11 protein-coding genes and 1 pseudogene are annotated in these 12,182 nt (G+C 35.3%); 6 read left to right on the top strand and 6 right to left on the bottom strand.

What is annotated here, in order from left to right; genetic code table 11:
* The first annotated feature begins 2 nt into the window (after positions 1 to 2).
* Positions 3 to 464 carry a hypothetical protein gene (locus AAV35_RS00395; protein WP_008592022.1) on the top strand — a complete coding sequence of 154 codons (462 nt, stop codon included), beginning with the start codon at positions 3 to 5 and terminating at the stop codon, positions 462 to 464.
* A gap of 335 nt (positions 465 to 799) precedes the next feature.
* Here the strand turns inward: AAV35_RS00395 and AAV35_RS00390 are convergent, their stop codons facing one another.
* The gene (locus AAV35_RS00390; RefSeq protein WP_008592020.1) at positions 800 to 2,092 is read right to left on the bottom strand and encodes a helix-turn-helix transcriptional regulator; all 1,293 of its coding nucleotides are present in this window, start codon (positions 2,090 to 2,092) and stop codon (positions 800 to 802) included.
* 133 nt (positions 2,093 to 2,225) lie between these two features.
* Between AAV35_RS00390 and AAV35_RS00385 the strand changes: the two genes are divergently transcribed.
* On the top strand, positions 2,226 to 3,500 hold the full coding sequence (locus AAV35_RS00385; RefSeq protein ID WP_008592018.1) for an MFS transporter: 1,275 nt from the start codon (positions 2,226 to 2,228) through the stop codon (positions 3,498 to 3,500).
* Between the two features lie 878 nt (positions 3,501 to 4,378).
* Here AAV35_RS00385 and AAV35_RS00380 read toward each other — a convergent pair.
* The 3 genes from AAV35_RS00380 to AAV35_RS00370 all read right to left on the bottom strand — a co-directional run bounded on the left by AAV35_RS00380 (position 4,379) and on the right by AAV35_RS00370 (position 5,970).
* Complete coding sequence (locus AAV35_RS00380; protein WP_008591948.1) at positions 4,379 to 4,933, bottom strand: recombinase family protein; 555 nt, start codon at positions 4,931 to 4,933, stop codon at positions 4,379 to 4,381.
* Positions 4,934 to 5,112: 179 nt separating this feature from the next.
* Positions 5,113 to 5,298, bottom strand: a complete 186-nt coding sequence (locus AAV35_RS00375; RefSeq protein WP_008592015.1) for a hypothetical protein — start codon at positions 5,296 to 5,298, stop codon at positions 5,113 to 5,115.
* Positions 5,299 to 5,448: 150 nt separating this feature from the next.
* Positions 5,449 to 5,970, bottom strand: a complete 522-nt coding sequence (locus AAV35_RS00370) for a hypothetical protein (protein WP_237757043.1) — start codon at positions 5,968 to 5,970, stop codon at positions 5,449 to 5,451.
* 577 nt (positions 5,971 to 6,547) lie between these two features.
* Here AAV35_RS00370 and AAV35_RS00365 point away from each other — a divergent pair.
* The 4 genes and pseudogenes from AAV35_RS00365 to AAV35_RS00350 form a co-directional block, all read left to right on the top strand.
* The gene (locus tag AAV35_RS00365) at positions 6,548 to 6,919 is read left to right on the top strand and encodes a GntR family transcriptional regulator (protein ID WP_008592002.1); all 372 of its coding nucleotides are present in this window, start codon (positions 6,548 to 6,550) and stop codon (positions 6,917 to 6,919) included.
* A gap of 4 nt (positions 6,920 to 6,923) precedes the next feature.
* Positions 6,924 to 7,790: an ABC transporter ATP-binding protein gene (locus AAV35_RS00360; protein ID WP_008592000.1), complete on the top strand. Its 867-nt coding sequence runs from the start codon at positions 6,924 to 6,926 to the stop codon at positions 7,788 to 7,790.
* Positions 7,783 to 8,388, top strand: coding sequence for an ABC-2 transporter permease (locus AAV35_RS00355; protein ID WP_008591998.1), 606 nt, complete (start codon positions 7,783 to 7,785; stop codon positions 8,386 to 8,388). The genes AAV35_RS00360 and AAV35_RS00355 overlap by 8 nt, the downstream gene beginning before the upstream one ends.
* A 1,147-nt stretch (positions 8,389 to 9,535) precedes the next feature.
* Positions 9,536 to 10,168 (top strand): annotated as a pseudogene (locus AAV35_RS00350) (DNA/RNA non-specific endonuclease); the annotation flags it as partial.
* A gap of 453 nt (positions 10,169 to 10,621) precedes the next feature.
* Here AAV35_RS00350 and AAV35_RS00345 read toward each other — a convergent pair.
* Both AAV35_RS00345 and AAV35_RS00340 read right to left on the bottom strand, forming a co-directional pair.
* Positions 10,622 to 10,804: a PspC domain-containing protein gene (locus AAV35_RS00345; protein WP_008591993.1), complete on the bottom strand. Its 183-nt coding sequence runs from the start codon at positions 10,802 to 10,804 to the stop codon at positions 10,622 to 10,624.
* A 664-nt stretch (positions 10,805 to 11,468) separates the two neighbouring features.
* Positions 11,469 to 12,158 (bottom strand): hypothetical protein, encoded by a 690-nt coding sequence (locus tag AAV35_RS00340; protein WP_008591992.1) that lies wholly within the window; start codon positions 12,156 to 12,158, stop codon positions 11,469 to 11,471.
* Positions 12,159 to 12,182 lie beyond the last annotated feature (24 nt).

Raw genomic sequence — 12,182 nt, 5'->3', positions numbered from 1 at the left:
TGATGAACCAGAAAGATCTAAGGGTTATAAGTAAAGTCCGGAAAAATTTTGCCGATTACGAGTGGGAGACAGTTTCTGCAGATGAAAACTACCATTCAATAATTGATTATCCTGCAGAGGTAAAACGAAGTGAATTTGTTTATATGGCAGAAGTGAAAAGAGGGCTAATAATTATAACTGGAACATTTTACACTAGTTTTTATTACGACGAAGGTTCTTTCACGTGGGAGAAAAAATACTTTTGTTCTATAATTTCATCACAAAATAAACATCTACAAAGTATTGCTTTTATTACTGACGAGGATTACGAAAATATGCTCGCTAAAAATGAATTATTAAAAATTAATCTCCACCTCCGTTCTAATAACCGTACCAATCTTATTAGAGATCTTTACGATTGTGTAAATAGAAAAGTAAATGACATAGATTCATTGTATGATGATTTTCTTGAGGAAGAAGAATAAAATTAGCAACATGTATTACCAAATTATCTAATCGTATGAAAAATAGATGGTTAACAATAAAGAAGGCTGACATTTTACTCGTCAGCCTTCTTTATTACTATATTCGTTTAAAAAATTCAGTACAGAAAAATTCTAGCAGTAAAACGTCCTAGGGCCAGCCCAGTTGAGTCGACGACATGAAAAAATCTAACTAAACTCAGGTTTTAACCCTGCTTGCTTCATTTCCTTCAGAATAGGGTATCCTATATCTTCTACGTTTCCTTCTACTTTCTTGTATATTAACCCACTAATGTCGGAGGGTAATTCAACATTAGATGTGTATGTTTTCAATAAATTTAATTAATAAATAGAGGATCATCATTGGCTAAATCAATACTCTTAAATATCTCTAAAGCTTCTTCATAGTAACCTAATTCGCTTCTTACGATCGCTTCTTTCGATAAAGTTTTGTTAACTCCCCATTTAATATCAGCTTCTGTAAAGATATTTTTGGCCAGCAGGTAGTTTTCCAGGGATTTTTCTAACTTACCTTTTTCAAATTCCACATTTCCCAAGAGTAAATAGGCAAACCCTTGATATTGAGGACCAGAGTTTTTAGAAATAATTTGATAACAGATACGACTACAGTTTGTTAATTGATTATTTTGATAAAAACTAGATGCTAAACCAATTGTTGAAATCATCATACCGTCCAGATGACTATTCTCTTCAAACTTATCTGAAGCTAGCAAAAAGTTCTCAATCGCTTTTTCGTACTCATTCATAGTCAAGTACAAGTTACCTAAATTATTATAAACATTCGCTAAGTCTTCTTCGTTGGATAAAGCTTTAAAGTAAGTTAAAGCTTTATTGTTCATCTCTTCAGCACGATTGAATTCCTCAATCTCTTTATAACAAATACCTAACATCAATAAAGTTTCCCCTACCTTAACATGGACATTAGTATTTAAATTTAGCTCATAAGCTTCCCAAAAAAAGCTAATAGCTGAAAAATACTCTTTTAATTGCATGTGAACATGACCGAAATTTATCAATATGGACGTTTTCATCGGTCCTCCTAAACTCGTTTGAAGAGCTAAGTTGTAACAGGAACGCAAAATATTATAAGCTTCTACATTTTTATTTTGTTTAATTTTTGTAAACGCTAAGGAATTTTTGGACCTGATTTCTCCGGTTGTGTTATGCGCATTTGTATAAAAATGAATGCTGTTCATGTAATGACTATTAGCTTGGTTCCACTTTTTTTTATTCTCAAATATCTTACCCCTACACCATTCCAGGAGACCTTTTTCAGAAGTATTTAGTTCTTCATAAAAGTCTAATTTGATTTTACTTAAAAGTGTTTCAGAATCTTTAAAGTTTCCATCGTTAATTTTTCCCTCTAAAAGAAATAAATCATTTTTTAATCTAGACAATATATACGTTTTATTTTCTGGCTCTTTATAAAGATCCTCTACTTCGCAACCTAATTTCTCTGAAAATTTAACGACTGTCTCATAAGAAGGTTGAGCAGATCCCTTCTCAATTTGACTAAGATAACTTCTAGTTACTATTCCATCAGAGAGTTGCATTTGAGTTAAATTTCCTTTTTTTCTCAATTCTTTAATTCTATTCCCTATAGAAGACAAATAGCTCACCTCTTATTTCTTTATAAACATATGTTAACATTTTGAATAATTAATGTTAATGTTAATATATGTTATATAAGATTAATTCAATTACAAAATTCATCAAAGACTAATTTGTTTAAGGAGGAATTACGTGAATGTATTTTTAATCAAGATCAAAAACGAATTAAAGCAACTGTCTAGAAGCATGCTTTTCATATTAATTTCAAGGTTTTCAGTATCGTTTGCTAAGTTCATGGTGTTTCCATTCTTAGCGGTATATTTAAATCATCACACTGAATTGTCCATTGTGCAAATAGGCTTTTTGATTGGTTTATCACCTTTAGCTTCGACTATCTTTGGGCTGGTAGGAGGCTTAATAGTAGATAAGATCGGACCAAGGTACATTTTTATGACTTCATTATTTGTTAACGCTATCTTTTTACCTGGCTATGTATTGTTTAATAATTTCTACATGTTATGTTTAGTAGCTATTGTCTCAGGTATCAGTTGGAATCTGTATAATACGTCCTCTCAAACTTTAATATCATATACAACCACCGAAGAACGACTACCTATTGTTTTCAGTTATAGTTATTGGGCATTTAATTTAGGCGGTTCAATCGGTCCTCTAACGGGAGTATTATTAGCCAGCCTCGATATCGAAATCGTAACTTTTATTATTTTCAGTTTGATTTTAATAATTTTAAGTAGCTTGACACCTGTTTTTATAAGAAAACAAGTTTCTACTTTAGAAGAAACACAAGAAAAGCGAAAACGACAAACATCAATAACAGCTATGATCACCAGAAATATATCATTTATCAGAATGCATAAAGTACTCTTGTTTTTAACATTAAGCTACTTCTTTATCTTTTTCATTGAATCACAATTCGAAAGTAGTTTAGTACAACATATTGAATTGACTGAAGGAAATGGAATAGAAACTATAGGTATAATGATGACAATAGGTACTGTACTGGTCTTAACTCTACAACCGTTCGCAGGGCATGTAATAAATAAATTCAGCAAGAACACAGGGTTACTTGTTGGAGGTTCATTGTATAGTAGTGGCCCTATTCTGTTTTTATTTGCATCTCTCTCACCCTGGTTCTGGTACGCAGGAATGGTTATCCTTACATTAGGTGAGCTAGTTATAGGTCCCAAAATTCAAACTTTAATTGTAGAATTGTCAGATGAAAATAAAAGAGGAACTTACTTTTCCATTGTGGGTATTGGAGGTAATTTAGCTTATTTCCTAGGGCCAATAACAGGCTCATTCTTAATAAGCAATAGTTCGATAACTCTACTCTTAAGTACAATGGTATTTGTAGGGTTTTTCGGAACCTTTTTATTAGTAGGAGTATCAAAACATAAAGAATCACATACTCGCATTACAGAAAATATGGAGCACACTTATTCTAGATAGAGCCAGGACCTCAAAATAAAACAAAGGATTGTCATAGGGAAATATGTAGCTATAATAACAAAAATATTTATAGCTACCCCTTACAATCTAAAAGTCATATTTATGCTACATCAATGAGAATAGCGCCGCCATGGTGTCACCATCCGAACAGTTTTGAAAGCCAAGACTTCTTTTCTTTCGATTCTTCCTCCACTTTCTCCTCTACAGAGGAACCCTCTTCTTCTAATTCCTCATTCAATTCCTCTTATGATATACCTGCTATGTCAAAGTCATCCGAAGATGATAAACGGGGAACGTCCTCCAATTGCTTCATAAACACCGCATCCTGTTCTTGAATGTGCTGCATAAGTTCCCGGTTATGCTGAATCAGTTTCTCGATGCTTTCCTGTTGTTTACGTACGACAGCCTTCAATTCCTCTATATCGCTATGAAGGCGCTCTATGTCGCTACGTGTTTCGATGACAGGTGGTGGCCTTGTAGCGCTTCTGCAAGCGTCATAACGTCGCTATCCGTATAAAATCGTTGACCACGATTATTCTTATCAAATGTGTAAATACGTTCTTCAAGCAACACTGAATATTTTCGAAGAGTGCTTGTCTAGATCCCAAGCATGTCCGACATATCTGCTGGGCTGTACAACTTCATGTATGTGTCCTACCTCTTGAAGTATATAGACTAGAGAAAATGAAATAAGCTAAGTCACTGCAGTAAGCCAATGTGAATATTAAATAATTCACAATTACTAAATGGTTATATATTACATGTTATCAATTCTAATTCCGATGATCATTAAATTATTAAATATTCAGTGAGCCATTTATTATTGACACGGTTCATAGCTTTGAGCTTTGATATCGATAAATAACAATGCTTTCCATCTACTTTTTTTCCAAATAACGATAAATTGTGGTTCGGGACACGCCCCACTTCTCCGCAACATCTTTGATAGGAGTTCCATTGGTAATCAAAGAGCGCATCATTTCAATGTCTTTTTTCCCAAACTTCTCCGGGCGCCCCCCAAGACGCCCTCTTGCTCTTGCAGCTGTTCGTCCTGCAGCCGAGCGTTCCTCAATCAAATTCCGTTCAAATTCGGCAAAGGCCGCAAACAAGTGAAACATTAATTGACCGGTCGCATTACTTTTATCCATCGTCAGATTTTCCTGTAAACTATGGAAAGCGACGCCTCGTTCATTTAATTCATTCACCAGTTGAATTAAATCCTGCATATTCCTTCCTAAACGATCTAAACGCCAAACGACAATCGTATCTCCTTCACGTGCATAATGAATCGCCTCCTCTAAACCTGGGCGTTGTTTTTTCGTTCCACTCATTTTATCGTGGAACGTTTTCTCACATCCATAATCGGTTAACGCATGTAATTGTAAATCCAAATTTTGTAATCCTGTAGAAACACGTGCATATCCTATAAACATTTTACCCCTCATTTCTCATTTCCATGTTTTCATTGTACCATAAGATAAAAGAACCGAGGTTAATGAACATAGAATAGTGAACGGGGTTTTTGTACAGGAAATACATAAAAAAGACACTTTTCGTATGCAATGACTATGTGTACAGAAAAGGACGAGTTTTGGAACAAAGACAATAATTGTTATCTACGATTGAATATATTTGTGGCTCCATTAGTGACACGGCCCAGTCCTTGCGTTAATAATTTCTGAACTCCACTTAAATAATAAAGTTGTACTTCATATGCCTCGTTTCCTTCAACATCTTTTGTTATCGATGGTTTTTGAGAAAAATTGAAAATATTCTCCCGATAAGTATAACTTTCCATCTTAAATATCCTCCCTGCCCTCGGTAGGACAAGGGAAAATAAAATAAGTACTTATATATAACTCCCCCTTGTCTACTCTTTGGCTACTTGCGAGCGATAATGATGTTTTGCTATTAGTAAAAGAACACAGCATATAATGGAACTTTAAAGTCAACTCATTATCATAATAAAGATAATAAAGAAAAAGACATTAAGAAGTAGAAGAAGCCATTTTCTCCCTCCTTCAATCCGTATAGCATTAAGAATTCCAATAATTGAGCTGAAAAACAATATCATCGTCCAGATAACAGTACTCCATCCACTAAGATAAGGATGAAGTAAAAAAGTACTTAAATAAGTAACCAAAAAGATCCCACTACAACTCAATGCTACATAATAACTATTGAAGAGTCCCCCTACCCACACTTTAGCTACCTGTAAATAAAATTCCTTCTCATCTTCTTCTAATATATAACGTTGTGTTGAAAATGCCTTCATCAATTTCCTTGTAGATTTACTATGGCCTGGTTCTGATCCCAAAGTAAGATCTTCATTTAGTTGTTGAGATTTAATTAAGCTTCGTTGAGCCAACTTCATTCCATCCTCAATCTCTTTGTCGATGTTTCTTTTCTTCCAGTCTTTCTCAGGAAGAGATAATAATCCCCATAACAATATCCTTAAAAACTCCATCATAAATCTGGTATAAATCCTCTTAAACACCTTATCCACGCTCCTTCAAATAAAAAACATAGCAATAATAAGCACCAAACAGGTAATTTACTGGTTCTTCCCTAAGATATAAATAAGTACACTTTAATTTAAAACATAATTTTAAATGAGTAAAGTATAGGAGTATTATTCAGATTTAGAAGTAAAAAAAGCTATCATACCCTTTGTGATAAAGGGAAGACAGCTTTTTTTAAACCACTATTATGGCAACTTGCTTTTAACTATACCAAAAACTACTTGACTTACTCGTCTATAAAGTGCAGTCAGTACTGCTGCAGCTACGCCAACAGAAGAAGTCGCATAAGCAAGTATTAAGATTAAAATTAGTATTTGTCCATCTCTACGTAGTTGGTCTTCGTCCCAATCTACAAAAAATGAGGAAATTCCGTAAATTGGAATTTCCTTTTTTGTAGTAATATCAACACTAAACTTTAACAGAGCCAAAATGTAAAATAATCTAATTAAATATTGCGATAAAGTCTAACCTGTGTATATAATGTGTATATAGTATATATACATTATATAAAAAAGAGGGATCAGCATGCAGATCATTATCTCCAATAAATCAAAGGAGCCGATCTATGAACAGATTACAAACCAAATCAAATCATCTATTTTAGCCAATGACCTGCATGAAGGGGCGGCGTTACCGTCCATTCGCCAGTTGGCCAAAGATTTACAGATTAGTGTGATTACGACGAAACGTGCATATGAAGAGCTGGAGAAAGCTGGATTTATTTACTCCATCGTCGGCAAAGGATCCTTTGTCGCTGAGCAGAATTTAGAGGTCATTCGAGAAAGGAAGTATAAAGCCATCGAGGATCAGTTGAGTTCCGTTATAGCTAACAGCCGGGAGATGGGGCTGTCGCTGGAAGAACTGCAACAACTATTAAGGACTTTATATGAGGAGTGAAACTATGAAGAATGTGGTGGAATTAAAAGATGTAACGAAGAAGTTCAAAGGTTTTTCTGTAGAACACTTGGACCTGCAAGTGCCTCAAGGATTAATTACGGGTTTCATTGGTGAAAATGGAGCGGGCAAGTCCACGACCATTAAAATGATGATGAATCTATTAAGGCCGGAGAGTGGGGACGTTAAAGTATTCGGTCTTGATTACCAGACCCATGAGAAGGAAATTAAGGAACGCATTGGTTTTGTTTATGATAGCAATGTATTCTTTGAGGGTTTGAACTTAAAAGATATAAGACGGATCGTGGCCCCCGCGTATAAACAATGGGATGACCCTTTATTTTATAAATATATGGAACAGTTCAATCTGCCTCTTAACAAAGCAATCAAAACCTTCTCGAAAGGGATGCAAATGAAAGCATCTCTCGCTATCGCTTTATCTCATCACGCAGAGTTGATCATTATGGATGAGCCGACAGCTGGCTTGGATCCTAATTTCAGAAGGGAGCTATTGGAGCTTTTACAGGAAATTATGATGGATGGGAAAAGAACGATCTTTTTCTCCACCCATATGACAACCGATCTGGATCGGATCGCAGATTACATAGCTTTTATGAGAAACGGGGAGTTAGTATTCAATAAATCTATCCAGGAGATCTCCGAACATTATGCCATAGTAAAAGGGGGCTTGGACCTTCTCGATCGAGACACGGAGCAGGACTTTGTCCATGTGCACCGGGCTCCGACAGGGTTTCAGGCTTTAACGAATAATGTACAGGCGGTAGAAGACACTTTTGGGGATACCGTTATCATTGAGCGGGCCAATCTGGAGGAGATTATGTATTACACGAAAGGAGAGAAGCACCTTGTTTAATTTGATCAGGCGTGATGTAATTTTACAGAAGAGACAGTTGGTGTTTTTTATTCCTTTTATTTTGTTCTTCATTATTACCAATTCACATCCGGTTTTAACGTTTCTGGTTGCCAGCATTTTTATTCCCTTTAATGCCTATGCTTACGATGAAAAAGCAGAGACAAATATGTTGTTAAATTCCCTGCCATATACTCGAACGGAAATTATTGCCTCACGATACTTAGGTGCTATCGTATATATGGTTCTAGCCATTGCCATCTCCAGCCTGGCCTTATTCTTAATGGATAAACCGTTTACGATCAGGGATATGGCTGTTGGAAGCGGATTGTTCTTAACCTTTTCAGCGTTTACATTTCCACTGTTCTATATTTTTAAACAAGGCTATATTTTCACGATTGTGCTGATCTCTTTTCTTTTGCTAGCAGGTATAGGGCCGCCTGTCCTGATGTATGTAGGAGAGAACTTAACGCCTTTAGCAAGTTTGTTGGCAAAACTATCCGCGCAGACGTTATATATAGGATCCGTGGCTGGTGTGGTCATTGTCTATCTGGTTTCCTGGGGCCTCTCCCATTTTATATATCAGCGTAAAGCCTTTTGAGATGGCACTTTTAAAGTTTAGTGCTGATATTACTATAAAAGAATAATTTCCAATTTTATGAAAGTTCTCTTGTTATAGTGGGTTTATCTAACTAAAGCCCCCGATACTGAATGACTTGAATTCGAGCTAAAACTTTAATGAACTACTACAAAATTAATTCTTTTCATTCACAATTAATAACGTTTTTCTAATACAAAACAAAATTGTCCTGTAGCCATGATTAACTCCTTGGCACCCTAATTGACATTAAAAATACTTATGGTTGAAGACGATTATGTCTTCAGCCATCTTTTCTAGATGAATTACATTATTTCCATATACACATATATTTCTTTTGGTACTTTTTTTCTTCCACTGTATTTATCAACTCTAATGCGGTGTGTTTTATTGTTTCATCATTATAGTAGTCATATATATTTTTCATATTCTCAAGGATGTCATTACTAATTAAAGTGTAATTTTTTCATCTTTACCATTTTTGCGCACGGGGTCAGGCACTTTGTAAACAGTCGAAACAACATCGTTAATTTAAGGAATGCTGTAAAGTAGTCAGTTTTTCATAAACTTATAAGGGACAAAAGATATAATGTTTTTTAGGAATGAAGAGTATTGGTTTTTATAAATATCATTACGGTTTAATATTTTCATCATAAAGGAGTGAAAACTATTGAAGTTATTTCAAGCTATCATTGCTGTTCCATCTCTCGTATTGTTTTTTATATCTATCTACTTCAATTAAGAGACTGGATTATTTGTAGCATTACGGGGATGTGTTTTTGCTCTAATTATTATACAAATCCGTCTACATAAGTATTCTCATAGGTTAGGTCACCCTGATCGTAATTCTGACAAGTTCAGATACGATGACGGGGAGTTAATAGATCCTTTAGATCAAGCTAAGACATTTGAAATAGACGAAAAAGAAAATAAGAAATTTCTATAATGTGGTGGCAGCATTAAAATTAATTATTACCTGAAGGTGATTGTTTTAGTTGAAGTTATAAAATTCAAAGTATCTCGGATTCGAGTCTTCATGAAACGGGGGCGTTTCTTGAAGATAAGATCAAAATAAGGCCACACATTTTAGATATGTCTAATATGTGTGGTTCTTTTAATACCAAGCGTAAAAGCCTCTAACCTAAATATAACCAATGAACACGGGCAGCTCGTCAAAGTCGTAGCTGAGGGAATCGTCCCTCAGGATGACGCCTCGGAACCTGTGTTGTCGAACGGCAGATACTTCTGGGATGAAGCGAAGGTCCCCGGTGTGGAAAGCGACACCCTTGATGAAGGACACGTCATTGCGGACTCTCTCGGAGGCGTATCCAATGCGTATAATATTACGCCTCAGGAAAGTACGTTGAATCGGCACGGGGATCAGGCGTACCTGGAAGATGCCATCCGAAACGCCGGAGGTGCGACGGATTTTGAAGCCATCATTACGTACCCGGATACGGAGACACAGATTCCTTCGAAGTATCAATATACTTATACGATTCAAGGAAATGAAGTCGTGGACACTTTTGATAACGTGAATCCGGATGACGTGAATGAGTCTCTTGGGTTGACCGAGGATGATGATTCCTCCGAATCCTCACCTTCTTTTGAGCCCACCACTACTGCGGAAGAAGGGGATGTTTCCAGCGTAGATGCGAATGGCAATGGCCAAGTGACCATTCAAGAGGCCAAAGATGCTGGTTTCTCTATGCCGATCACCAGCGATCACTGGTTGTATGAATACATGCAGGATAGAGATGGTGATGGAACGGTTGGAGAATGAACCTTTATAAGAGGTGGAGAAGAACGTTCTCTGTCAGTCTCGAAGAATAAGAGAAGCAATACGAGAGAAGGGCGTCCCCCTTCTCTTTTTATATGTATCGTTTACAAAGAATAAACGTCTATGACTTCCTCCACATTACACAAAGGGAGGGGTTGCAATGATCGAATAACCTCTTAGTCCCCCACCTTCTCGTTACCTATTTTCATATTTCTTCCGTGATTATTAACACAATGTCACATTAACTCAATAGCACAGTAACACAATAACTCAATGTTTGATTAATAATACCCCGGATATCCACGCTTTACTGTAAACATGAAAAATCCATTTTGAAAAAAGATTGATCAAAATGGATTCTATCCTTTGTTAAGTAGTATGCAATTTTTATAAAAAGTTTGACTTTTTTCTACTTGGGATCTTCCTCAATTGCACCCAGTTGCAGAACTGCCTAATTTATAACGATGGCTTTTCATCCAAGCCCCAAACCAAAAATATATAAACCCAAAAAGAGACGCCAAAGGTAAAGAGAAATATTACTCGCACAATGAAAGATGATATACCAAGATACTCTGCTATACCCCCACAAACTCCGTACAATTCTCTATCAGTTGATGATTTAGTTAATTTATGACACATAATAAATCCCCTTTTTCTTTAACAATCTGGCCCGTTTCAGGCATAGTGCTTCTTCCACAACTGCATATACCCTTCTCACGCCACCTTTACCGTTTTGAAAGAATGATTTCCTCCTCTTCTGGTTATCTACTTCTTTGTTCATTAAATTAAGTTATTAGTAACACGGTAGCACAATGATTCAATTGCACATTAACTCAATACTACAATAATTCAATAACACAAAAAAAGGCATCCTAGGGTAGATCTCAAATCACCGAATTATTTGTAGCAGAACGTTCGTCATTTGTTTACGAATGACCAGTGTTCCCTTTCCCTTATAGATATCATAAGTCATATGTAGTGTAACTTTAAAATAAAGGTTGTTCGTTTCCCTCTACAGTCTCAATGCTTTAGGAGAGTGTTCATCAACATTCAAGATTGAACATGGATTGAACACTCTAAACACCCTAACTGGCGGTAATATATTTTGTTCAATTAGATTATACCCTGTTTGAACATTCAATGTAAAAAAAAGTTGCCTTCATGGCAACCCCTAAGCCTTAAGGCAAATGGTTTTATTCAGCAATCGCGCCCTATTGTTGAAGTATGTCTATATAAAGATGTTTATTGCATCACCTCAAACTTAACAACCTATGCTAAGCTTATGTCCTTTTATACATAGCATTTACTTTTTCCGTTCTTTATAGAGTTCCCAGGTTTTATCCATAAATATTTTTATTCTTCCATTATTAGGTATTCCGTATGGTTCGACCAAATACTTATACTTCACCATATTTTCTTTTTCAAGCAATTCAACCAAGTACCAATATCTAAGTTCTTGATTTTTACAGAATCTAAATTCAGTATCTTTAAAGATAATTTCCCTCAAATTATTTTCGTCATTTTTTTGTTGAATTTTCTTGGAATCATTAACTTTTTTAACTTCACGATAGAACTCATTCTCAATAATTTCAATAGCTTCTTCTGCTACACAGATTCCTTGATTTTCTATCCATTGGTTACCTAGTTCAATTCCCACAAAGGTTCCATTTTGAAGTGTAAATAATGTCAAATTCCTTGGTGAATCAAAATCTAATGATTCTATGTATCGATTATGTTGAATAACTTCAGTCTTAAATTCTTTCGAATATTCACTGTACCAGTCATTAGGGATTATGTATTCTTCCGAATTATAGTAAGTATAATAGTAATAAATATACTCAAGATTAGAACCACTTGCAAAATTCAAGAAATCCTCAACGTTATCTAAGTCTATATAAATTTGATTAGATATCTTCAAAAGACTTACTTTCAATGGAATTAAGTTATAGTTAATAATTTTCTCTTTAAGATGCTTACTGGTGATTATAGACATAATTGCACCTCCAATACTAAGCTG

Origin of the sequence: Salimicrobium jeotgali (assembly GCF_001685435.2) — a bacterium.
GTDB lineage: Bacteria > Bacillota > Bacilli > Bacillales > Halobacillaceae > Salimicrobium > Salimicrobium album.
The sequence above is the reverse complement of the archived record's forward strand: the minus strand, read 5'-3'. Positions and strand labels throughout refer to the sequence as shown.